Here is a 21,717-nt window from a genome sequence, read left to right on the forward strand (position 1 = left end):
CGTGGAACTCAAACGGTTCCCTCCGTCAACGCCATCCCACTGTAGACGACTGCATCGACACTTCCGCCATCTTACATACATCTGTTCGAATTTTGAAAGTGAACACGCCAGTCCGCCGAATTCGACCGCGCTATAAAGTTGGGTAATCGACTCCCAACCTGCGCTCCTTCGGTACATCAAAGTCATCGCACAGGCTCAGCCAGACGCGACGCGGATCGACGCCGTGTTCGATAAGCTCATCGGGCGTTGCCCCGAGGTCAGGCAAGACATGGGAGTGGCTAATCCACTTTCCCTTAGACTCGCCAAATTCGTCCACAATGAGCTGGTGATACTCGGTCAATCGCATGCGCGCTATCCTACTCAGCACTTAAGCACGGGCGCCAGCGGTCCAGAAAGCGTCGATTGGGAGCCCGCCGCAATGGCCCCGCCTCACTATCATCAGCCGCGGATGAACACCGTTCAAAACCCTCAATTGTCTGCAGTTTTCATGCAGTGCTAACCTCTTGAACATGAAAAAGAACTCTCTGGCAACCACCATTGCCTATGTTGCCGTGTTTACCGCTCTCGTCATCGTCCTTGCCTTCGTGTCCATCCCCATCGGTTCGGCCGGCGTGCCCATCGTGCTGCAAAACGCAGCGCTCATCCTCGCCGGCCTAATTTTGGGCAGCAAGCGCGGCGGATACGTGGGACTTCTCTTCTTGTTCCTGGGCCTCGCCCTCCCAGTTCTGGCAGGTGGCGGTACCACGCTCCGCGCACTGGCAGGCCCAACCGCGGGCTACATCATCGGCTATGTTCTCTCGCCAGCAGTGGCAGGTGCAATTGCCTACCGCTCCCCTAAGAACAAGGGCGGCATGGCCGTCGTACTTGCCGTTGCCGCAATTGTCGGCCTTGCCGTCCAATACATCTGCGGGGCCTTTGGTCTCATGATCCGCTCCGGCTTGGACATTGGTCCAGCCTTCGCCGCCCAATTGCCCTTCATCCCTGTCGATGCCGGAAAGCTTGTAGTTGCCGTCATCATCGCTCTCGGCGTTCACGCGGCCTTCCCTGATCTGATGGGACGAAAGGCTGCCTAGTGCCCACGATCGACTTTTCCTCGGTCACGGTGGCCTTTGATGACACCGTGGTGCTCGAGGACATCAACCTCACCCTCACCGAACAACGCATTGGCATCATCGGCCAGAATGGTGGCGGGAAATCCACCTTGACCCGGCTCATTAATGGGTTGGGCGAGCCTAGTGAAGGTACGGTGACGGTGGACCAGATGGACGTCGCCAAGCAGGGCAAAAAGGTGCGCGAAAAGGTGGGGTTTGTCTTTTCGGATGCCGAAAACCAGATTGTCATGCCCAATGTGCGCGATGACGTCGCCTTTTCGCTCCGCCGCTTCAAGCTGCCCAAACACGAGCGCCTCGCCCGCGTGGATGCTGCCCTCGAGCGCTTCGGACTCGCCGAATTTGCTGAGCGCTCACCGCACACGCTGTCTGGCGGACAAAAGCAACTACTCGCGCTAGCAGCGGTCATGGTCATCGACCCGATTCTCATCATCGCTGATGAGCCCACTACCCTGCTGGATCTGCGCAACCGCGATCGAATCAAAAGAGAATTCGCGCGATTGGAACAGCAACTAATTGTGGTGACGCACGATCTAGACTTTCTAAGCGATTTTGATCGGGTCATTTGCATCGATGACCACCACATCGCCGCGGATGGCCGGCCTGCGGAGGTCATAGATTTTTACCAAGACCTCATGGCCCAGCGGCCGCTGTAGGGAGAATTCTCATGCAACGACGCACGAATCTCCCACTTTCCGTCTATGTTGATGGCACCAGCTTTGTTCACCGCATCAAGCCTAGTTGGAAGATCGCATTCCTCTTAGTCTTTATCCTGGTCACCAGCATCTTTTTCAAGTCTATTCCGTGGGCAGCAGGCGGCGTCATTTTTGTCGTCTTTCTCTATGCTTGCGCCCGGATTCCACTGCGCATTGCGTGGAGTCAGATCTGGCCGCCTCTCTTTTTCTTAGTCCCCTTGGCAGGCTTTCAATGGTGGGCAAAGGACTTCGACTATGCGGCGGTGATGTTCCTCAATGTCTTCGCCGCTATGATGGCTGCCTTCTTGCTCACGCTGACCTCCACGGTAGATGAAATCATGGAATCGCTGGAAGAATCGCTGCAGCCCCTAAAGCGACTGGGAATACCGGTAGAAAACATCAGCTTGGCTATGTCACTGACTATTCGGCTCATCCCGTTGATGTTTGAAACCGTCTATGAAGTCCTAGATGCCCGCAAAGCGCGCGGTGCCGGGATGTCCCCGCTCGCATTTGGAACCCCCGTTATTATTCGCTCCATCCGGCGAGCGCGCGCGATGGGTGAAGCGTTGCAGGCCCGCGGCGTCGGCGACTAGCAGCAAAAGTTATCGCCTCCCTTGCACCACCACATGATGGCCGAGGGAGGCGATAGCTATTTAAAAGACAGTCGGGGTTTACTCCCCGCGCAGCTCACGCAGCCGGGCCTGCACAGCATCGTTATTGGCACTGCCTGGCTGAGCAGCGTTGTCGGCAGCAGAGCCAGACGCTTTATTGCCCTCAATAGCCTGAGCCTTATTGCCTTCCACGGACTTAGAAGAGTTCATTTCGCTGCGAATCTGCTCCAAGCGGGAATGACCGGCCATCTGAATACCAGCTTGTTGTACCTCGGCCATGCGGTTTTCCACGGAGTTCTCAGCAAGCTCAGCCTGGCCGAGTGCCTTGGAGTAACGGCGCTCAATCTTATCGCGCACAGCATCCAGAGACGGCGTATTGCCATTGGCGGTCAGCTCGTTCATGGAGTTCAAAGACTCAGAGACCTTTTCCTGCATCTTTGCCTGCTCCAGCTGGGAAAGCAGCTTGGAGCGCTCATTGACCTTTTCGCGCAGCGCGGCGTTATTACGCTGAACCGCATTCTTGGCCTTTTCTGCCTGCTGCAGTGCCTGGTCGTGCAGCTTCTTGGTATCCTCCACGGACTCCTCAGCCGTAACCAGCTGGGCGGCGAAGGCCTCAGCCGCGTTCTCGTACTCCACGGCCTTATTTTCATCGCCCTTAGCACGGGCCTGATCAGCCAATTCCAGAGCCTGGCGAGCATTGCCCTGCAGCTTTTCTACCTCTGCCAAACGGCGGTTAAGCTGCATTTCCAGCTGACGCTGGTTACCAATCACGGCGGCCGCCTGCTGAGACAGCTCCTGGTGCTGGCGCTGAGCATCTTCAATAGCCTGCTCGATCTGCACCTTCGGATCGGCGTTTTCCTCGATCTTATTATCGAAGAGTGCCATCAGGTACTTCCAGCCCTTAACAAATGGGTTCGCCATGGTGTGCTTCAACCTTTCTAGGTTAAAAAATGTGCGTAATGTTCTGCTGTTTATACTAGCGAAGCGCTGTTTCCGCCGCTTGTACTCCCCGCGGTCGCGGGCGCTTGCCGACGTCCCCCTTAACCACCACAGCCGACCTTCCTCGCAAGAGAGTAGGCCGGCTGTTGACATAGACCGCTGTGGGCTAAAGCTCTGATGCGGCAGGTGCCGTATGAGCAAGCTCCTCATCCATGGAGGGCAGAGTCATGTAACCGGCGGCTTCAATCAGTACATCAGAGACCGAGCAATCCAACGCGTGGCACACCGACGCAAGAAGCTCAGAGGAGACCTCCTTGCGGCCGCGTTCAAGCTCCGAAAGGTAACCCGGCGACACGCGGGCCACCCCGGCCAATTCGCGCAGGGTCACTCCCTTGTCCGCGCGGAAGGCGCGCAGCGTCAACCCAAGAGCCTCACGCAATAGCGGCTCAGGGGTACGAGCAGTGGCGGGCGCCGCTGGTGCAACAGCGCCGTTTACCGGGTGTTCGAGGACTGCAGTAGAAGTGTTCATCACTATAGTCAACGCTCCTTGTCTCGTTATTGTTCCCGCAGTGCCGGATTTTCTTCCAAAGTTGCGCGCAGTAGACGCAAGGCGGCTTCGACCGTGGCCTCTCTGACTTCGTTTCGCTCTTTCCCCAACCCGGAAAGCTGCTGCGAAAAAATGACTCCGCTAGGAGAATAAATTCCGATATAGACCGTGCCGGCCGCCTTGCCTTCTTGTAGGTCTGGTCCTGCCACTCCGGTAAGGCCTATCCCCCAGTCCGCACCGGTTTCTGCCACCGCCGCGCGGGCCATTGCAAGGGCGGTCTGCCCAGAAACCACACCGACCGCTTCGATATCGGCTACCGGCTGGTGCAAAAAGTGGGACTTCACCTCGGTGGCATATGTTACAAGCCCTCCGCGCAACACAGCCGAAGCTCCAGGGACAGAAGCCACCGTGGCACTGGCCAACCCAGCAGTAAGTGACTCACAAAAGGACAAAGTTTCGCCGCGCTCGGTGAGTTCAGATACGAGGCGGGCCGCCATGGAGCTCATGAACTACCTAGCTATTCTGCTTCTTGCCGTCGATGAGGTACTGAACGCCGGTAACCACGGTCACCACTGCGGCCAAAAGCATCACTAGGAAGGTAGGTACGTCCATCCACTCCGGCAAGGGCCACAGGTACAGCCCCACTGCTAGGGATTGCAATACAGTCTTCAGCTTGCCGCCCTTCGAAGCAGGAACGACCTTGCCGCGGCGCAACAAAACCATACGCCAGATGGTGATTCCAAACTCTCGAATGAGAATGACCACGGTAATCCACACTGGCAGTACCCCAATGATGTTGAGGCATACCAGTGCGGTAGTCATAAGCGCTTTATCCGCGATGGGATCAGCAATCTTGCCAAAATTGGTGATAAGGCCACGGGCACGTGCGATGTCCCCGTCGAGCTTATCTGTGAGCATTAGGGCCGCAAATAGGCCAAAAGCCCACCATTCATGGCCGGCAATAACTAGCCATGCGAAAACCGGAATGAAAAGAATGCGCAGGCTGGTGAGAATATTTGGCAGGTTCCAATTGGATACCTGTGGATTCACATCCGAGGATTGCGCTGACTGTGTTCCGGGTTGATTCACGTTATACATACTACCTGTTAGCACCAAGCACCTGCGCTTGGATGCCCCTGCATTTTAAAATGCGAAGCATGAAGTATTTTGCTGTTAGCTACGACTACAACCCCAATAATCCTGAGATTGCTAAGGCCCGCCCCGCGCACCGCGAGTTTACCGCGCAGCTTTTTGAGGAGGGCACCATCATTGCCACCGGCCCGTTGACGGATTCCAAGGGCGGCGCGCTCATCATCGTGGGGCTTGCCGACGACGCAGTGGTCGCCGACGCCATCGCCCTCATGGACAAAGACCCCTTCTACCAGGCAGGCTGCATTACCGGCCGCAGCTTCCGCGAATGGAATCCCGTCAACGCCCGCTTCTAGTGCGGTAGCTCTTCCTTGGGCAGGTCTTCGGCCTTGCCCAAGAATTCACCCTTCTTGTTGCGGACGATCTTATTGCCTTCCTCGTCCCAGTCGAAGTGATTGTGCGATACCGGTACTCCGCCTTGGTTCTCATCGCGCTTGTTTTTAATAATCGAGGCGATAACCGTAATAACCAGGACGCCCACGATCACGATAAGTGAGGTAATGGTGGAAAATTCTGGGATGGACTCCACGTTCTCGCCGCCGTTTACAAACGGCAAGTTATTCTCATGCAGCGCATGGAACATGAGCTTCACACCGATGAAGCCCAAGATGATGCCCAAACCATAGGGCAGGTACACCAAGCGATCCAACAGGCCATCCAGCAGGAAGTACATCTGGCGCAAGCCCATGAGGGAGAAGGCATTGGTGGTAAAGACCAAGAACGCTTCTGAGGTAATGCCGTAGATGGCTGGGATGGAGTCAAAGGCAAACATCACGTCGATAAGACCAATGGACACCAACGCGATAAATAGCGGGGTGAACGCGAATTTACGCTTGCCCGAAGAATCTTCCACGCGGTGCGTGAGCTTATCGCCGTGGTAGCGCGGGGTCACATGGACTACCTTGCGGATCAGCTTGATGATGCCCATGTCATTGGGATCGGTTTCGGGGGCGTCCCGAATCTCATCGACGATGAGCTTGATCGCTGTGTAGAGGAGGAATATCGCGAACAGGTAGAAGATATCGGACCATGCCGCGATGACCGCAGCACCCAAAAGGATAAATACCAAGCGGCATGCCAAGGCGATGACGATACCGATGAGCAATACCTTTTGCTGGTACTTCCGCGGGATCTTGAAGGCGCCCATGATAAGCGCAAAAACAAAGAGGTTATCTACGGATAGCGCCTTCTCTGTCACGTAACCCGTGAGGTATTGGATGCCGTGCTCGTGATCCCATATGGCCCACACGCCGGCACCAAAAAGTAAAGCGATACCGACATAGAACAGGGTCCAGAACCCGGATTCCTTCAGCGTCGGCTCGTGCGGGGTGCGCACGTGGGAGTAGAAATCAAAAACAAAGAATCCAAGAATGACGATGATGGAAATCGCCCAGATCCACAATGGCACATGCATTGGTACATCCCTCCGGTCGAAGATACAACAAAATGACCGGAGGTCTCCCCCGCCCGGCGAACCAATTTCCGCCGGGCCGGCACGACCGGGAGCGTAACGCTACCGTGCTGACGATCGATGCCGAAAGATGGGGTACTCCCCTCCAAGACTCGTTCAACTTTACACGATCTTAGAAGGCGCCTGCCGAAGGGTTATACGTTGTCTGGACGGTACGGGTGTCGCCGGCATCGCCCTGCGGGGAGGAATCGGCGCCTGCGGAAGAATCGGCGTCGGAAGTAGCGGCAGCTTCCTCCTGCTCTTGCTGCTGCATCTCATCCTGAATCTCCTTCGGGGCTTCGGCAGGGTCGGCGCCCTTGATCATCCAGATGATGGTATCGAGCTCTTCCGGTTTCACCAGAACCTCGCGGGCCTTGGAGCCTTCGGACGGTCCGACCACGCCACGAGATTCCATCAGGTCCATGAGGCGGCCGGCCTTGGCAAACCCGATGCGCAGCTTGCGCTGCAACATAGAAGTCGAGCCCAACTGGGCGGTGACCACCAGCTCGACGGCCTCGAGGAGGTCGTCCATGTCCTTGCCAATTTCCTCATCGATTTCCTGCTTGGCCTCGGATTGCTTCTCTTCAGTCACGCCCTCGGTGTAGTTCGGCGCGGCCTGCGACTTGGCGGCATCGACAACCGCCATGACTTCATCATCCGAGACGAATGCGCCCTGCATACGCACGGGACGCTTGCCCTGCGGAATGAAGAGGCCATCGCCCATACCAATGAGCTTTTCCGCGCCGCCCTGGTCCAAGATAACGCGAGAGTCCGTCAGTGAGGACGTCGCAAAGGCCAAGCGTGAAGGCACGTTGGTCTTAATCAGACCGGTCACCACGTCAACGGACGGGCGCTGGGTTGCAAGGACGAGGTGAATACCGGCGGCACGCGCCTTCTGGGTGATGCGGACGATGGAGTCCTCAATCTCCTTTGGCGCGGTCATCATCAGGTCCGCCAGCTCGTCGACGACACAGACGATGTACGGGTACGGGCGTACCTCGCGCTCGGAGCCTGCCGGCGCCTGGTATTCGCCGGAGACAACCTTGCGGTTATAGTCCTCGATCTTGCGTACGCGAGCAGCCTTCATATCCATGTAGCGCTGCTCCATCTCCTCCACCAGCCACTGCAGGGCTGCTGCGGCCTTCTTCGGCTGGGTAATGATGGGCGTGATCAAGTGCGGAATGCCCTCGTACGGGGTAAGTTCCACCATCTTCGGGTCTACCAGGATGAGGCGAACCTGCTCAGGGGTGGCTCGGGTTAGCAGCGAGACCAACATGGAGTTGACGAAAGCCGACTTACCGGAACCGGTAGCACCGGCGACTAGCAAGTGCGGCATCTTTTGTACCGAGAACGAGGTGTATTCGCCTTCGATGTCCTTACCCAAACCGATGAGCATGGGATCCGGCGAGCTGATCATGCTGGGCGCATCAAGCACCTCGCGCAGGTGCACCATTTCACGATCTGGGTTCGGAACCTCAATGCCAACGGCCGACTTGCCGGGGATGGGCGTGAGCAAACGTAGATTATCCGTGGCCACGGCGTAGGCCAGATTGGACTGCAGGTTCGTAATCTTCGATACCTTGACGCCTGGTCCCAGCTCGATTTCATAACGGGTCACTGTTGGGCCACGGCTAAAGCCGGTTACCTGGGCATCGACCTTGAACTCTTCGAAGACATCGGTGATGGCCTCAATGATGCGGTCATTAATCTCCGTGCGCTCCTTGGCCGGAGTGCCCGGGGTCAGCAGGTCCGTGGTGGGAACCGCGTAATTCTCGTTGCCAAACTGTGCGGCCGGCGCAGGAACAGCAGAAGTACCCGGGTCCCCTGCGGCCTCGGCCGCAGGCTCGGTGGAGTCCACCTGTGCGCCGGTCGTAGCGTCGCGTCCGGAGCGCTCGCGGAAGAGTTGGCGGGCCTTCTCGTGCGCGGACGATACTGCATCAGCGCTTCCTTCCACCGCGGATCCAGCAGCGCCTGCAGCTGCACCGGCTGCCGCAGCGCCAGCGGCACCGGCAGCACCCGCAGCAGCAGTCTTTGCTGCGCCACTTGCTGCTCCCGCAGCACCGGCAGCGCCCGCAGCCGCACCAGCGGCCGAGCCAATTGCGTTACCGGCGGCAGTGCCAGCATCAGCACCTGCTGCCGTAGCCGAGCGGGTAGAAGGGGAAGTGGGGCGTTGACGAGTAGTGCCCAGCACTCGGGTCGGTTCCGGATCCCCGGAAGCCGGTTGTTCCGGCGACGACGCAGCGGCGTCGTCTACCACCGGGATCTCATCGGTATCCCCGATGTCACGAGAGACCGGCTTCTCAGCCGCGTTAGACACGGACTGGAACCCGCCTCGCGTTGGTGCGCTAAAGGCGCGGGTGGCATGTTCCTCCTCTGCTGCAGCAGGAGAATCCACCGGATAAGAAGAACCACGCGGGGCGGGGTCTTCAGTGGGGCGTCGGAAAGCGCGCAGGCTTCCACCACGCTCAGAGGAACGGCGCTTGGCTGCAGGTCGTGCTGGGCGCTCGCTGCGCTCACGGCCTTCTGCGATGTCATCAATATCGCCGGTGACGTGGCCGTAGAGGTCATCGCCCTCTTCGTCGTAATAGTCCTCGTCCGCGCCGCCAAAGCGGGAAAAGGCCGCAGAAATGGCATCAGCCACCAACTCATAGGCCTCGCGGATAGTAATGCCGGTGACCAATAGGGCGCCGTAGATAATGACGAGGAAAAGCAACGGCACAGCGACGAAAGAGGTGAAGGCCGTCTCCAGAAGGCCGCCAATGGCGTAGCCGATTACACCGCCGGCACCACCGGCGCTGTCCGGGGTAAAGCCGAGCTCAGGGGTACCAGCAAAGATGTGGATCAAACTGAGCATGGCAAGGACGATAATGCTAATACCGCCCACAATGCGCGGCTTAAAGTGCCCCGCTGGACCAGAGATGTCCATCATCAAGGCAATGGCCAAGGCCACTAGCGCAACCGGCAGCACCCAGGCGCCTGCACCAATGACATAGCGGACGATATTGCCCACCCAGGCGCCTACTTGGCCGGCAACGCCAAACCAGACGGTAGCCGCAAGCACGATGGCAATGCCGATCAAAACGAGCGCCACCGCATCAGGATTTTTCACCTGAATACCGCGCGATTCTTCCTCGCTTACTTCCATGGCAGAAAGCTCTTCTTCTGCGGCTACATCGCGCGCCCGAGTAACCTTGCTCTTCTTCTTTTTCTCCCCGCGTGCAGAAATTTCTTCCGGCTCCCTCGTCGTCTCGTACTCCTCGGTGTCATATAAGTCTTCGCTGGGCTTGAGCCCGGCCACGCCATGGCTTACGCCCCGCGCCATATTTCCCATGCCGCGGGCCGTGGCACCAAAGGCAACGCCCAAGCCCTTGCCGACGGCCCGAAACGCACTGCCCGTACGTTCCTGCGAGGTCGCCGCCGCGCGCCGATGCGAAGACGTCATAGCCAGGCTTTCCGGCATGCCAGCACCGGACCGGCTGCGGCCCGACGGCCGTGAACGATTCGACTTTCGGCGCGTTCCGCGCGAAGAGGCATTTTTGACAGACATGCCTCTACCTTAACCGCGCCACCCCATAAATCACATTAACCACACGCGTTTCCCTAACGTCTGGCCCCACAATCTCACGGAGAACGCTTCCCACGCACCCAAAAGCTAAGAAACTGCAACTAAAACAAGATTAGAGAATTGACTTTACGATGGCGCCGGCATCACCTTCAACCTTGACTTCAGCAGCATCACGCCCGAAGGACCAGAGGATGAGCTCGCCTACCTCGCCCGAAACGCGGACCACGGCATCGCCCTTATCCGCCACGCCATGGGTATCTGCGGCAACGATTCGCGGCAATCCTTCCGGCTGCAGAATCACCGGACGTTCAGATTTGCGCAGGGCCACCTTAGCCAAGAGCTTTAGATAGCTATGCATCTGCTGCTTGATGCGAGCCGAAAAGTCGCGCGGGCCCATGCCATTAGCCCGGCGAATATCCTCGTGGTGAACAAAGTGCTCCACAAAGTTTTGCTGTGCATCCACGAACCGGACGGGGTTATAGGCAGCTGGTCCCCTCCCCCAGTCATCAACCAACTCATCAAAGTCGCGGTCGGCCACCTTACGTGATTCCTTTTCCAGCCGGCCGGACAGCGCGTTGACGAAGATGCCGGCGGCGGCATCGGGGCGGTTTTCCCGCACCCACAAATGTACGGCCAAGTCCCGGGTTGTCCAGCCCTCGCACAAGGTAGGGGCATCGGGACCAAGCTTATGAAATAGCGCTACCAGTTTGGCGCGCTCAGCAGAAGAAAACGACATAAGCCCCAGCATACCGAGCTAGCTGGCATGCTGGGGCTTGCTTTCGCTTAGCGCGAGGTACCCGTGCTATTTACAGGGACTCGCGAGAAGCGTCAACGTCTTCTTCATCGGTAACCAAAGGACCGGAATTCGTCGGCACGATGGTCGGCAGAATGACCGGCTCGCGCTTGTACTTGGAATCCATGAGCTTGGATACCTTACGGCGCAGCTTCTGCACCATGCGGTAAGTATCATTCTCGCCTTCAGCGGCGAGATCGTTCATGGTGTTTTCCACCATCTCCGCAACCTCCGGCACGATGCCGCGGTCATCATCGGAGAAGCCTGTGGTAGATACCGTTGGGTGCTCCAGCAGGCGCGAGGTGCGGTTATCAATCACACAGGTGATAGAAACCACGCCGCCGGTACCCAGGTTGGTGCGATCAGCCAAGGTGTCAGCGTCCACGTCACCCATAGACACGCCGTCGACGTACAGGTTGCCCACCTGCATCTGGCCTACGACCTCGGCGCGACCCTTGCGCAGGTCCACGACGACGCCGTTTTGTGCCAGCACCGTACGGTCGCGATCCACACCGGTGGAGATAGCCAGTTCCTTATTGGCGCGCAGGTGGCGCCACTCGCCGTGTACCGGCATAGCGTTGCGCGGGCGCGCTGCGTTGTACAGGAAGAGCAGTTCGCCAGCGTAACCGTGACCGGAGGCGTGCACCTTTACATCCTGGTTGGTAATAACGTTGGCACCGATCTGGGACAGCATGTTGATGACGCCGTAGACGGCCTCTTCGTTGCCCGGAATGAGCGAGGAAGAGAAGATGATGGTATCGCCATCGCGGACGGTAATCTGGCGGTGCTCGCGGCGGGCCATACGCGACAGAGCTGCCATTGGCTCACCCTGCGTACCGGTGGTAATCAGCATGGTCTTATGCGGAGCCATCTTGGCAGCCTCATCGATGGGGATGATGGTGCCGCGTGGAACCTTCAAGAAGCCCATCTTCTCTGCGATTTCCATGTTGCGCATCATCGAACGGCCATTGAAGGCCACCTTGCGGCCGTTTGCCACAGCGGCGTCGATAGCTGCCTGGACACGGTAAACGTTGGAGGCGAAGGACGCCAAGATTACGCGCTGCTTAGCGCCGGCGACGAGCCGCTTGAAGTTGGCAGGAATATCGCCTTCAGATGCCGATACACCAGGGACCGTAGCGTTGGTGGAATCGCACAGCATGAGGTCAACGCCCTCATCACCATAGCGGGACAGAGCGGGGAGATCCGTTGGACGATTATCCAGCGGGGTCTGGTCCAGCTTGATGTCACCGGTGTGGATGATGTTGCCGGCTGGGGTTCCCAGCATGATGCCCAAAGCATCCGGCACGGAGTGGTTGACTGCCCAGAAGCGCACGCGGAACGGACCGTAGGTTACGTCAGACTTTTCATTAACCTCGACGAACTTCGGCTTCTGGCGGTGCTCCTTACACTTTGCAGCAATGAGCGCGATGGTGAAGCGGGAAGCAACGATGGGGATATCCGGACGCAGCTTGAGCAGCCACGGTATTGCACCAATGTGATCCTCGTGCGCGTGGGTAACGACGAGGGCCTTGACCTTGTGGATCTTCTTCTCAATGGGGCCGAAGTCAGGCAGGATGAGGTCCACGCCTGGCTCACCAGAGGATGGGAAGAGCACACCACAGTCAATGATGATGAGGTCATCGCCGTACTCGAAGACGGTCATATTGCGGCCGATCTCCGAGATACCGCCCAGAGCGTAAATACGCAGGGCATCCTTTGGCTGCTTCGGTGGCTCCGGCAGGCGCTTGGTCAGATCCGCGCCCTGCATAGACTTGGGCACGTTGCGGCGGCCACGGTTGTTGCGGCCGCGGCCCTTACCGTTGCCGTTCTTTCCGTTTCCATTGCCGTTCTTGCCGCCGTGGTTATTGTTTCCACCGTGGTTATTGCCATTGCCATTGCCGTTGCCACCACGGCCACGGCCGCGGCTGCCACGGGAACGGGAGCGACGGTTGTTGCCGCCACCTTCGTTGTTGTTGTCGGAAGAATTCTTCTTGCCAGAATTATCCTTGTCGCCCTGAGCGGAATTATCCTGCGCGGAATTGCCCGCGTCAGTTGCTGGGGCTTGGAAAACTGGCGAAGCCGCCTCGTTGGAGGCGGTTTCGTTTTCCGCCGGTGGGCCCGCCTTGCGGGTCACCTTGCGGGAACGGTTACGGGGTTCATTCATTCTTAGAGGACTCCAGATTGTTCCAGATCACGGCGAAGTTCCTCGCGTTCCTCCCCGCTCGCAGCGGTGATAGGAAGACGGGTATCGCCAACTTCGATGCCCTGCAGGCGCAGGGCTTCCTTTGCAAACGTCGCTCCACCCAACCGAGCTTGTGCATGGGTTAGCGGAAGGAGCGTAGTGACATTGATTTCTCGGGCGCAGGCCATATCGCCCGCGTCGAAAGCTTCATAAAGTTCTACCAAGGCACGCGGTGCAACATGGCCGATAACGGAGATGAAACCAGATGCGCCGAGGGAAAGCCACGGCAGGTTGATCGGATCATCACCGGAATACCAAGCCAAACCGGTTTCTTGGATGAGTTCTGCGGCCGCAGGAAGGTCGCCCTTGGCGTCCTTTACGGCTTGGATGGTCGGCAAATCCGCAAGGCGGCGGAGGGTATCCGGCGCCACTGGGATGCCCGAGCGGCCAGGGATGTCATAGACACAGATCGGTAGATCCGTGGCTTGCGCGACTGCGGCAAAGTGCTCGTAAACGCCCTTTTGAGAAGGCTTGGAGTAGTACGGAGTTACCACCAGCAGGCTGTCTGCCCCCGCGTCAGCGGTGGCCTGAGCCAACTTAATGGAGGTTGCGGTGTCATTCGTTCCGGCACCGGCACAAAGCTTTGCGCGGTCTCCTACTTCTTCCTTTACGGCTTTGAGCAGCTCCAGCTTCTCTTCAACTGAAGTGGTCGGTGATTCGCCGGTGGTTCCACCTAGGATGAGCGAATCAACGCCATTGTCAACGAGATGAGCTGCTAGGCGACGACCTGCTGCAACGTCCAGCGCACCGTCACGGTCAAACGGGGTGACCATGGCGACGCCGATGCGTCCAAAGGTGTCGACGCCAGTCTTTGCTGTCATACCTGTGCTCATAGCCGTCAAGATTACCCTTTTGGCTTGCAATTAGCCGCATCGGGGTCACGCGCGTGTTAGGCGTAGGGGCTTGCCGCCATCTGGGTTCCATCAGCCAGAGTGGTGATATTGAAATCATCAAAGAGCACTGGCGCCTTGCTTTGCAGCAGTTTCAGGCACTCCACCGCAACATGGCGGAGCTCCTCATCGGCCTGCTCGGCGGCCCGTGCACCAATAAAGTGCCGCCAAGCGCGATAGTTGCCAGTGACTACAATGCGAGTTTCTGTGGCGTTTGGTAGCACGGCACGCGCCGCCTGACGGGCCTGCTTCTTGCGCAGGAGAGCGTTGGGCTCATCCAGCTTCTCTTCCAGTGCGCTAAGCAGTTCATCGTAGACAAAGCGGGTTTCATCAACCGCCTGCATGACCAATCGACTTAGTTGCTCGTCTTCGGCTACCAGTTTTGGTAGAACCACCTCGGTCTCCTCCGGGTGAACGAAGCGCTGGGAGAGCTGCGAGAAAGAAAAGTGCCGGTGCCGCACGAGCTCATGGCTCGCCGACCGCGATAGCCCCGTGATGTACATGGTGGCCGTGGCATGCTCAAGCAACGCAGTATGGCCTACCTCCATGATGTGGTGCAGGTAGGCTTCATTGGTTGCCGTTCGGGGGTTTGGCTTATCAAAAGACTCGTAGCACGCCCGTCCAGCGAACTCAACGAGTGCTTCCCCATCAGAGGCCGAGTCATCCGCGTGCCACTCCACGCCCTGCGGGGCGTGGAACTGTGTTGCGGCAATGAGCTGAATATCTAGCTCACTTGCTTTAGCCATGGCTTAAAGCCCCAGGTACTTGTCGAGGCCCACGACTAGGCCCGGGTGATCTGCAATCTGGCGCACGCCCACCAGCACGCCCGGAGTAAAGGACGCGCGGTCATAAGAATCCTGGCGGATGGTCAACGACTGACCTTGCGCACCAAAGATGACCTCCTCGTGTGCCACCATGCCACGGGTGCGAACCGCGTGTACCGGAATGCCATCGACAGTGGCGCCGCGAGCACCATCGAGTTGCTTTTCCGTAGCATCCGGCATGTCTCCCAGACCAGCCTCCTTGCGGGCGGCGGCAATTCCCTCAGCGGTATGGATCGCAGTACCGGACGGTGCATCCAACTTGGTTGGGTGGTGGAACTCAATAACCTCTGCCGTTTCGAAGAACTTCGCAGCCTGCTTAGCTAGCACCATCGTGAGCACCGCAGAAATGGCAAAGTTCGGCGCAATGAGGACATTGCCGGCACCGTCCTGCTTGGTCCACTCCTCTACTTGAGCCAAGCGCTCCTTATCAAAGCCGGTGGTTCCCACCACGCAGTGGATTCCGTGGGCGATGCAGAATTCCAGGTTTCCCATTACGGAATCTGGCTGGGTAAAGTCCACGATGACCTCTGCGTGGGCGTCGATAAGCTGCTGCAAATCATCATCGCGGCCAATTTCTGCCACCAGCTCTAGGTCATCTTCCGCGTTGACGCCTTCAACGATTGCCTGGCCTACGCGTCCGTGAGCGCCTAGTACGCCAACCTTGATAGCCATGGTGTGTTCTCCTTCTTCAGCCACATCGGTAGTACTTTTCTCCCCATCCTAACGCGCATGGGGGTTGCACAATTCCTCACCTTCCTTGGAATGGACTTACGCTCTTCGACGAAGCCCTCATTCTCACTAGGATGGCGGGCATGCAGATATATATCGCTTCCGTTCCTGTAGACGACGTTGCCCGCGCTCACGATTTTTACGTCAATACCCTTGGCTTCCGAGTTAAGGATGATGTAACTCACGGCGATTTTCGGTGGCTCACCGTCACCAATGCTGAAGATGAGGGAAATACCGAGCTGCTTCTGGAACCGAAGGGCCACCCCGCCGCCAAAAACTACGCCGCAGCACTCAAAGCTGACGGTATTCCGGTCACGCAGTTCCTGTCCGCCGATGTGGAGAACGAATATAAGGAGCTCAGTGACAAGGGCGTGAAGTTCACCATGGAGCCGACCGATGTTGGACCGTCTATCATCGCTGTTTTCGATGACACTGTAGGCAACCTTATTCAGCTGGTGGAACTAAAGAAGTAGCCGCACCCTCCCCTCTCACATGGGTTAACAATTGCATCACTTCCTAATGCTTGTCCCATCTGCCCCAGTAGAATGGGCGTAATAACACGGTAAGCACCAAGGAAGTGATGAATATGTCTCCCTCAATTTTCTCTCGCACTATCGCCGTGGCAATCAGCACAGGATGCGCGTTAGCACTTGCCGCTTGTTCCGATAAAGACACTACGAAGGCAGGCGCACCGGCTTTCAGTGAGGTTCAGTCAGCTACCGACACCGCTGAAGTTCAGACCTCCTCCGCTACCCCCGCCGCTACTTCTGCCCCGCGCAGTACCTCTGCAGCGGATGCAGAAAAGCAGAAGCTCCCCCAGGACTCAGCCCCACTGGCATTCGCCGGTATGGGCACGGCCTCTCTCGAGGACCAACAGCACATGCCGGAGGGGCTCGGAAACCTCATTCCCACGGGCGTGCGAGTGGGAGCACACGATGGCTTCACCCGCGTCGTCATCGACCTGGAGGGCGAAGGTGAACCGGGGTGGTTTACTTCCTATACCGATAGCCCTGCCCAACAGGCATCCGGAAAACCAGTCGAGGTCAAAGGAAATACTTTCCTCAACCTCGGCATTGAGGGAACGCCGTGGCCTTCTACCCCAGAGTTAAAAGAAAAGTACATGCAGCCAGGCACTACCCCTGGTGCCGGGGTGGTTAGCGCAGTCAACTACACCACCACCTTTGAGGCGCAAACCCAGCTCATTATCGGTCTAGAGAAGAAGACTGCCTACTCCGTGACGTATCTGAATGACCCATCGCGCGTGGTCATCGACTTCCAGAACTAAGGTTGTGCCGACGCCCCTGGATGGTGCACACCTACGAAGAAAGGCTCTGCCTTCCAGCGAGTAAGCTGGAAGGCAGAGCCCTTCTTTTGGGTTTAGGGATTAGTCCTCAACCGGAACCAGGGAAATCTTGCCGCGGTTATCGATATCCGCGATTTCTACCTGAACCTTATCGCCAACGTTGATGACGTCTTCTACCTTCTCGATGCGCTCGTCGCCACCCAGGTTGGAAATGTGGATCAAGCCATCGCGACCCGGGGTCAAGGAAACGAATGCGCCGAACGGCACGGTCTTTACCACGGTGCCTAGGAAGCGCTCTCCTACCTTCGGCAGCTGCGGGTTAGCAATGGAATTAACCTTATCGATGGCAGCATCCGCAGCCTCACCGGTTGCAGCGGAAACGTAGACGGTTCCGTCATCCTCGATGGAGACATCGGCGCCAGTTTCCTCGGTGATCTGGTTGATGGTCTTGCCCTTTGGTCCGATGAGCTCGCCGATCTTATTAACCGGGATCTTCACGGAGGTGATCTTCGGTGCAAGGCCAGACATCTCGTCCGGGGTATCGATGACCTCAGCCATGGTCTCCAGGATGGTAGAGCGGGCATCGCGAGCCTGCTCCAGTGCCTGGGCCAGGACCTTGGACGGGATGCCATCCAACTTGGTGTCCAGCTGCAGGGCGGTGATGTACTCAGAGGTACCGGCGACCTTGAAGTCCATATCGCCAAAGGCATCCTCGGCGCCGAGAATATCGGTCAGGGCGACAAACTTCTCCTTGCCATTTACCTCGCCAGAAACCAGGCCCATAGCGATGCCAGCTACCGGAGCCTTCAGCGGAACACCGGCATTGTAGAGGGACAAGGTGGAGGCACATACAGAGCCCATGGAGGTAGAGCCATTGGAGCCCAAGGCTTCGGAGACCTGGCGGATGGCGTATGGGAAGTCCTCACGGGATGGGATGACCGGAAGCAGAGCGCGCTCGGCCAAAGCACCGTGGCCGATCTCGCGGCGCTTCGGAGAGCCCACGCGGCCGGTCTCGCCAGTGGAGAATGGCGGGAAGTTGTAGTGGTGCATGTAGCGCTTGGATTCCACCGGGGTCAGGGAATCAATCTGCTGCTCCATCTTGAGCATGTCCAGAGTGGTAACACCCAGAATCTGGGTCTCACCGCGCTCGAACAGGGAGGAACCGTGAGCACGCGGAACCAAGTCCACCTCAACGGAGAGGTCACGGATATCGGTAACGCCGCGGCCATCGATACGGAAGCCCTCGGAGAGGATCTTCTGGCGCACGATCTGCTTCATCAAAGCGTTATAAGCGCCGCGGATCTGCTTAGACGCGTCGGCCTCTTCCAAGTCCTCGAACTGGTCCAAGAGCTTTTCTTCGACCTGCTCCATGTATTCATTGGTGGCATCGTCGCGCTCCTGCTTGCCCGGGATGGTCAGCAGCTTCTCTAGCTTCTTTGCAGCGGCCTTTTCAACTGCCGCGAAGACATCATCGCCGTATGCCGGGAAGAGCGGGAACTCCTGGGTTTCCTTGGCAGCACGCTCCGCCAGACCGTTCTGGGCCTCACACAGGGTCTTAATGAAAGGCTTTGCTGCCTCCAAGCCTTCAGCGACGGCTGCTTCCTGCGGTGCAGGAGCGCCGTCGGCAATGCGCTCAGCAACGTTGGTGCCAGCACCGGCCTCAACCATCATGATGGCTACGTCGTTCTTGCGGCCCTTTTTGACAATGCGGCCGGCAACGACCATCTCAAAGAGTGCGCGCTCGTGCTGCTCGTGGTTCGGGAACGCTACCCACTGGCCTTCTGGGTGCTTATCGTCAGCAATAAGTGCCATGCGGACACCACCGACTGCACCGGAGACGGGCAGGCCGGACAGCTGGGTGGCGGCGGAAGCGCCGTTGATAGCAACGACGTCGTAGTACTCTTCCGGATCCTGGGACATCACGGTGACAACGACCTGGACCTCGTTGCGCAGGCCCTTGACAAAGGTTGGGCGCAGCGGGCGGTCGATGAGGCGGCATGCCAGGATGGCCTCAGAAGAAGGACGGCCCTCACGGCGGAAGAAGGAGCCCGGAATCTTACCGGCCGCATACATACGCTCTTCTACGTCCACAGTCAGCGGGAAGAAGTCGAATCCCTCACGCGGCTGGTTGGACGCGGTGGTCGTGGCCAGCAACATGGTGTCATCGTCCAAGTAGGTGGTCACGGAGCCGTCTGCCTGCCGGGCCAGCTGGCCGGTTTCAAAGCGCAGGGTGCGGGTGCCAAAGTCACCATTGTCTAGCGTGGCAATGGCCTCGGTAATGCCAAAGTCCTCGTCAATATTGAACTCGACGGAGTTCTGAACGCTCATTAAAAAATGTCTCCTTGAGTGGTTTAGGCGATCGTCGATGCCGCCTGGTCGATTTTGTCTATGACAACGGTGTCAAATTCTAACAGAAAAACCACAAAAGCCCCGCCAAAGGGCGGGGCGAGGTGGCCGAAGCTGGGCCGAAATTAACGGCGCAGACCCAAGCGAGAGATCAGATCACGGTAGCGATCGACGTTGTTCTCAGCCAAGTACTTCAGCAGGCCACGACGGCGACCAACCATCAGCAGCAGACCACGACGGGAGTGGTGATCGTGCTTGTGGAACTTCAGGTGCTCGGTCAAAGTATTGATGCGGGAGGTCAGCAGGGCAACCTGTGCCTCAGGGGAACCGGTATCGGTTTCGTGCAGGCCGTACTCCTTGAGGATTTCGGCCTTCTTCTCAGTGGTCAATGCCATGAGTATTTCTCCTTTATTTCAGTCCACATTATCGTGACGCTTAAGCCTGCGCTGGGCGCAGTACTTATGCGTGCCGCAACTGCTGTGAACCGCAGTCGCTAAGCCAAACAAACACCTTACAGCGCCTAGGCAGACAAAATCAAAACCATATGGCTTCTAGGCTGTGCTTTTAGAGCTCGCTGAAGAGCGCCTCAAGGCGTCCGACAAACTCCCGCACAAAGCGCTCACTGTCCACACCCACAGCCACCCGGGCGGTAGGCGGCGCATCCAATCGCGTTTCATCCGCGATTGTCCGTCCACGGGTAGGGCCGGTGGTGTCCGTCTTGAGGTTTATAGATAGGACGTCGACAAGCGAGGCATCTGCCGCCACCGCAACGGCTAATGGATCGTGCAAACCGCACCCGCCCAAGTGCGGCGATGTGGTGGCGTAAGCGCGGATATAATAGTCCACCATATCCGCAAAGATGCGGCCGGCGTGGGTGCCGGTAGCGCGCCAACGAGCGGACTCCGCCGTGGTCAAAAGGGTGCGCAAGGTAACATCCAAGCCCACCATGGTGGTATCGCTCGTGTGGCGGAAGAGGTAATCGGTAGCTTCCGGGTCCTGGGAGATATTGGCCTCGGACCACGGCGTGACGTTTCCAGGTACGGTAAGAGCACCACCCATCATCACCAGGTGCGCGGCCGCGGCAAAGGAAGGGGCCTGCTGCATGGCCGCAGCAATCGTGGTGGACGGGCCGGTCGGAATGATTACTAGATCATCGCCGTGCTCGTGCACAGCTTCGATGAGAAACTCGGCCGCTGGTTGGGACTGCGCCTGGGGGGTTGCCGGCGGAAGAAGGACCTCCCCCACGCCGTTGTGGCCGTGGATAAAGGAAGAAATCTCGCTTGGCCGAAACCCATCCGGGCTAGGCCCGGCAAAGACTGGAATATCGTCGTGGCCCAGCAGCTCTAGAAGGGCCAGTGTGTTGCGCACGGCCAAGGGCACGGTCACGTTGCCGTACGTACAGGTCACGCCGATTAAGTCCAGGTCCGGATGGGCGATGGCATACGCCAGCGCTAGGGCATCATCAATGCCGGTATCAAGATCGAGAATCGCCTTCATTTATTTCTCCCGCAGGAAGTAGTCTTTCGCGGTCCAGCCCTGCGCCTTCGCGTCGGCAGCGAGCACCTGGCGGGCCTTGGCTACATCATTGGCCATCGCTTCTAGCAGCTCGTTTACTGAATTGAACTTCACCATATCGCGGAGGTGGCCCACAAAGTGCACCGTAGCCTCGTAGCCGTACAGGTCAGCGTCGCGGTCGAGCACGAAGGACTCGATAGAGCGCTCCTCATCGCCAAAGGTGGGGTTGGTACCTACGGAAATCGCGGCCGCATAGGCCACGCCAGGCCGCATATCCCCCTCGATATCGGAGTCAGAGTGGACGATGAACCAGCCCGCGTAAACGCCATCGGCCGGGATGGCCACCGTATCCGGGAAATACTGATTGGCCGTGGGGAATCCGAGCTCCTTGCCACCACGTCCTGCGCCGCGCACTACGGGCCCGGTCACAGTGAAATGGCGGCCGAGAGCCCAGTTTGCGGACTCGATGTCCCCCTGCGCAAGGCACTCACGGATGTGGGTGGAGCAAATGCGCACGCCCTCATCATCCAGCAGCGGAACGATGTCCACACTAAAGCCAAACTCGGCACCAAAGTCCTGCATAGCCTGGGCGGTTCCGGTCGCGCCGGCGCCAAAGGTGAAGTTCTCGCCTACCACGATGTGCTGTGCTGCGAGCTTTCCTACCAATAAATCCTCTACGTAGGGACGTGGCTCCACCCCAGCAAGGTCGCGGGTGAAGTCAATAACAAGCACGGCTGCAATGCCCATCTCTTCGGCCAATTCCAGTCGGCGTTCAAAGCTCAGCACCGCCAGGGGCGCACGCTCTGGGAGGAATACCGACACCGGGTGCGGGTCAAAGGTCACCATGACAGGGCGCTCACCATGAGCGCGTGCGTGCTCTACGCAGGCGGAGATGAGCTGCTGATGGCCGCGGTGCAGGCCGTCAAAGACGCCGATGGTTATTGACGTTGGGCCCACTTCCGCGGGGATGTCATCGATTCCGTACCAAATATCCACGCAGACCATCGTAG

22 protein-coding genes are annotated in these 21,717 nt (G+C 58.3%); 6 read left to right on the forward strand and 16 right to left on the reverse strand.

The window, feature by feature from the left end; translation table 11 throughout:
* Positions 1–130: 130 nt before the first annotated feature.
* Positions 131–346 carry a DUF3046 domain-containing protein gene (locus MHY08_RS00105; RefSeq protein WP_239234608.1) on the reverse strand — a complete coding sequence of 72 codons (216 nt, stop codon included), beginning with the start codon at positions 344–346 and terminating at the stop codon, positions 131–133.
* A gap of 163 nt (positions 347–509) precedes the next feature.
* On the opposite strand from MHY08_RS00105, the gene MHY08_RS00110 reads away from it, so the two are divergent.
* From MHY08_RS00110 to MHY08_RS00120, 3 genes are read left to right on the forward strand one after another with little or no spacing between them, the layout of a single operon-like run.
* Positions 510–1,073 carry a biotin transporter BioY gene (locus tag MHY08_RS00110; protein ID WP_204608668.1) on the forward strand — a complete coding sequence of 188 codons (564 nt, stop codon included), beginning with the start codon at positions 510–512 and terminating at the stop codon, positions 1,071–1,073.
* Entirely contained in the window at positions 1,073–1,765 is a 693-nt protein-coding gene (locus tag MHY08_RS00115) for an energy-coupling factor ABC transporter ATP-binding protein (protein ID WP_239228335.1), read from the forward strand. The genes MHY08_RS00110 and MHY08_RS00115 overlap by 1 nt, the downstream gene beginning before the upstream one ends.
* Positions 1,766–1,776: 11 nt before the next feature.
* Complete coding sequence (locus MHY08_RS00120; protein ID WP_239234610.1) at positions 1,777–2,397, forward strand: energy-coupling factor transporter transmembrane protein EcfT; 621 nt, start codon at positions 1,777–1,779, stop codon at positions 2,395–2,397.
* A 78-nt stretch (positions 2,398–2,475) separates the two neighbouring features.
* Here the strand turns inward: MHY08_RS00120 and MHY08_RS00125 are convergent, their stop codons facing one another.
* The 4 genes from MHY08_RS00125 to pgsA form a co-directional block, all read right to left on the reverse strand.
* On the reverse strand, positions 2,476–3,336 hold the full coding sequence (locus MHY08_RS00125; RefSeq protein WP_005325125.1) for a PspA/IM30 family protein: 861 nt from the start codon (positions 3,334–3,336) through the stop codon (positions 2,476–2,478).
* Between the two features lie 184 nt (positions 3,337–3,520).
* On the reverse strand, positions 3,521–3,883 hold the full coding sequence (locus MHY08_RS00130) for a helix-turn-helix domain-containing protein (RefSeq protein WP_204611423.1): 363 nt from the start codon (positions 3,881–3,883) through the stop codon (positions 3,521–3,523).
* Between the two features lie 26 nt (positions 3,884–3,909).
* A complete protein-coding gene (locus MHY08_RS00135; RefSeq protein ID WP_239228337.1) occupies positions 3,910–4,407 on the reverse strand; it encodes a CinA family protein in 498 nt (165 codons plus the stop codon).
* A gap of 7 nt (positions 4,408–4,414) precedes the next feature.
* Positions 4,415–4,999, reverse strand: coding sequence for a CDP-diacylglycerol--glycerol-3-phosphate 3-phosphatidyltransferase (pgsA, locus tag MHY08_RS00140; RefSeq protein WP_204608654.1), 585 nt, complete (start codon positions 4,997–4,999; stop codon positions 4,415–4,417).
* A 59-nt stretch (positions 5,000–5,058) separates the two neighbouring features.
* On the opposite strand from pgsA, the gene MHY08_RS00145 reads away from it, so the two are divergent.
* The gene (locus MHY08_RS00145) at positions 5,059–5,346 is read left to right on the forward strand and encodes a YciI family protein (RefSeq protein ID WP_204608652.1); all 288 of its coding nucleotides are present in this window, start codon (positions 5,059–5,061) and stop codon (positions 5,344–5,346) included.
* Here the strand turns inward: MHY08_RS00145 and MHY08_RS00150 are convergent.
* From MHY08_RS00150 to dapB, 7 genes are all read right to left on the reverse strand, one after another.
* Positions 5,343–6,464, reverse strand: a complete 1,122-nt coding sequence (locus MHY08_RS00150) for a TerC family protein (protein WP_204608649.1) — start codon at positions 6,462–6,464, stop codon at positions 5,343–5,345. The genes MHY08_RS00145 and MHY08_RS00150 overlap by 4 nt on opposite strands.
* 169 nt (positions 6,465–6,633) lie before the next feature.
* Positions 6,634–9,960 (reverse strand): DNA translocase FtsK 4TM domain-containing protein, encoded by a 3,327-nt coding sequence (locus MHY08_RS00155; RefSeq protein WP_370658776.1) that lies wholly within the window; start codon positions 9,958–9,960, stop codon positions 6,634–6,636.
* A gap of 217 nt (positions 9,961–10,177) precedes the next feature.
* On the reverse strand, positions 10,178–10,813 hold the full coding sequence (locus tag MHY08_RS00160) for a TIGR03085 family metal-binding protein (protein WP_239234614.1): 636 nt from the start codon (positions 10,811–10,813) through the stop codon (positions 10,178–10,180).
* A 58-nt stretch (positions 10,814–10,871) separates the two neighbouring features.
* Positions 10,872–13,022: a ribonuclease J gene (locus MHY08_RS00165; RefSeq protein WP_239234616.1), complete on the reverse strand. Its 2,151-nt coding sequence runs from the start codon at positions 13,020–13,022 to the stop codon at positions 10,872–10,874.
* Positions 13,023–13,024: 2 nt separating this feature from the next.
* The gene (dapA, locus tag MHY08_RS00170) at positions 13,025–13,933 is read right to left on the reverse strand and encodes a 4-hydroxy-tetrahydrodipicolinate synthase (RefSeq protein WP_239234618.1); all 909 of its coding nucleotides are present in this window, start codon (positions 13,931–13,933) and stop codon (positions 13,025–13,027) included.
* A gap of 56 nt (positions 13,934–13,989) precedes the next feature.
* Entirely contained in the window at positions 13,990–14,736 is a 747-nt protein-coding gene (thyX, locus tag MHY08_RS00175; RefSeq protein WP_150851383.1) for an FAD-dependent thymidylate synthase, read from the reverse strand.
* Between the two features lie 3 nt (positions 14,737–14,739).
* Positions 14,740–15,486, reverse strand: coding sequence for a 4-hydroxy-tetrahydrodipicolinate reductase (dapB, locus tag MHY08_RS00180; RefSeq protein ID WP_200435522.1), 747 nt, complete (start codon positions 15,484–15,486; stop codon positions 14,740–14,742).
* A gap of 140 nt (positions 15,487–15,626) precedes the next feature.
* On the opposite strand from dapB, the gene MHY08_RS00185 reads away from it, so the two are divergent.
* Complete coding sequence (locus tag MHY08_RS00185) at positions 15,627–16,016, forward strand: VOC family protein (RefSeq protein ID WP_239234620.1); 390 nt, start codon at positions 15,627–15,629, stop codon at positions 16,014–16,016.
* A 113-nt stretch (positions 16,017–16,129) separates the two neighbouring features.
* Entirely contained in the window at positions 16,130–16,828 is a 699-nt protein-coding gene (locus tag MHY08_RS00190) for an AMIN domain-containing protein (RefSeq protein ID WP_239234622.1), read from the forward strand.
* 99 nt (positions 16,829–16,927) lie between these two features.
* Here MHY08_RS00190 and MHY08_RS00195 read toward each other — a convergent pair whose 3' ends face one another.
* From MHY08_RS00195 to MHY08_RS00210, 4 genes are all read right to left on the reverse strand, one after another.
* Positions 16,928–19,174, reverse strand: coding sequence for a polyribonucleotide nucleotidyltransferase (locus MHY08_RS00195; RefSeq protein WP_239234625.1), 2,247 nt, complete (start codon positions 19,172–19,174; stop codon positions 16,928–16,930).
* A gap of 143 nt (positions 19,175–19,317) precedes the next feature.
* The gene (gene rpsO, locus MHY08_RS00200) at positions 19,318–19,587 is read right to left on the reverse strand and encodes a 30S ribosomal protein S15 (RefSeq protein WP_005278802.1); all 270 of its coding nucleotides are present in this window, start codon (positions 19,585–19,587) and stop codon (positions 19,318–19,320) included.
* Between the two features lie 169 nt (positions 19,588–19,756).
* Positions 19,757–20,689 carry a nucleoside hydrolase gene (locus MHY08_RS00205; protein ID WP_239234627.1) on the reverse strand — a complete coding sequence of 311 codons (933 nt, stop codon included), beginning with the start codon at positions 20,687–20,689 and terminating at the stop codon, positions 19,757–19,759.
* Positions 20,690–21,712 (reverse strand): bifunctional riboflavin kinase/FAD synthetase, encoded by a 1,023-nt coding sequence (locus MHY08_RS00210; protein WP_239234629.1) that lies wholly within the window; start codon positions 21,710–21,712, stop codon positions 20,690–20,692.
* Positions 21,713–21,717 lie beyond the last annotated feature (5 nt).

It is taken from the genome of Corynebacterium sp. ACRPJ (assembly GCF_022347345.1).
In the GTDB taxonomy this organism is placed as follows: domain Bacteria; phylum Actinomycetota; class Actinomycetes; order Mycobacteriales; family Mycobacteriaceae; genus Corynebacterium; species Corynebacterium tuberculostearicum_D.

Excerpts from the sequence above, each read along its gene's own strand:
- MHY08_RS00105 (WP_239234608.1), bottom strand. The coding sequence starts at position 346 with ATGCGATTGACCGAGTATCACCAGCTCATTGTGGACGAATTTGGCGAG.
- MHY08_RS00110 (WP_204608668.1), top strand. The coding sequence starts at position 510 with ATGAAAAAGAACTCTCTGGCAACCACCATTGCCTATGTTGCCGTGTTT.
- MHY08_RS00120 (WP_239234610.1), top strand. The coding sequence starts at position 1,777 with ATGCAACGACGCACGAATCTCCCACTTTCCGTCTATGTTGATGGCACC.
- MHY08_RS00125 (WP_005325125.1), bottom strand. The coding sequence starts at position 3,336 with ATGGCGAACCCATTTGTTAAGGGCTGGAAGTACCTGATGGCACTCTTC.
- MHY08_RS00130 (WP_204611423.1), bottom strand. The coding sequence starts at position 3,883 with ATGAACACTTCTACTGCAGTCCTCGAACACCCGGTAAACGGCGCTGTT.
- MHY08_RS00135 (WP_239228337.1), bottom strand. The coding sequence starts at position 4,407 with ATGAGCTCCATGGCGGCCCGCCTCGTATCTGAACTCACCGAGCGCGGC.
- pgsA (WP_204608654.1), bottom strand. The coding sequence starts at position 4,999 with ATGTATAACGTGAATCAACCCGGAACACAGTCAGCGCAATCCTCGGAT.
- MHY08_RS00145 (WP_204608652.1), top strand. The coding sequence starts at position 5,059 with ATGAAGTATTTTGCTGTTAGCTACGACTACAACCCCAATAATCCTGAG.
- MHY08_RS00150 (WP_204608649.1), bottom strand. The coding sequence starts at position 6,464 with ATGCATGTGCCATTGTGGATCTGGGCGATTTCCATCATCGTCATTCTT.
- MHY08_RS00155 (WP_370658776.1), bottom strand. The coding sequence starts at position 9,960 with ATGCCGGAAAGCCTGGCTATGACGTCTTCGCATCGGCGCGCGGCGGCG.
- MHY08_RS00160 (WP_239234614.1), bottom strand. The coding sequence starts at position 10,813 with ATGCTGGGGCTTATGTCGTTTTCTTCTGCTGAGCGCGCCAAACTGGTA.
- MHY08_RS00165 (WP_239234616.1), bottom strand. The coding sequence starts at position 13,022 with ATGAATGAACCCCGTAACCGTTCCCGCAAGGTGACCCGCAAGGCGGGC.
- dapA (WP_239234618.1), bottom strand. The coding sequence starts at position 13,933 with ATGAGCACAGGTATGACAGCAAAGACTGGCGTCGACACCTTTGGACGC.
- thyX (WP_150851383.1), bottom strand. The coding sequence starts at position 14,736 with ATGGCTAAAGCAAGTGAGCTAGATATTCAGCTCATTGCCGCAACACAG.
- dapB (WP_200435522.1), bottom strand. The coding sequence starts at position 15,486 with ATGGCTATCAAGGTTGGCGTACTAGGCGCTCACGGACGCGTAGGCCAG.
- MHY08_RS00185 (WP_239234620.1), top strand. The coding sequence starts at position 15,627 with ATGCAGATATATATCGCTTCCGTTCCTGTAGACGACGTTGCCCGCGCT.
- MHY08_RS00190 (WP_239234622.1), top strand. The coding sequence starts at position 16,130 with ATGTCTCCCTCAATTTTCTCTCGCACTATCGCCGTGGCAATCAGCACA.
- MHY08_RS00195 (WP_239234625.1), bottom strand. The coding sequence starts at position 19,174 with ATGAGCGTTCAGAACTCCGTCGAGTTCAATATTGACGAGGACTTTGGC.
- rpsO (WP_005278802.1), bottom strand. The coding sequence starts at position 19,587 with ATGGCATTGACCACTGAGAAGAAGGCCGAAATCCTCAAGGAGTACGGC.
- MHY08_RS00205 (WP_239234627.1), bottom strand. The coding sequence starts at position 20,689 with ATGAAGGCGATTCTCGATCTTGATACCGGCATTGATGATGCCCTAGCG.
- MHY08_RS00210 (WP_239234629.1), bottom strand. The coding sequence starts at position 21,712 with ATGGTCTGCGTGGATATTTGGTACGGAATCGATGACATCCCCGCGGAA.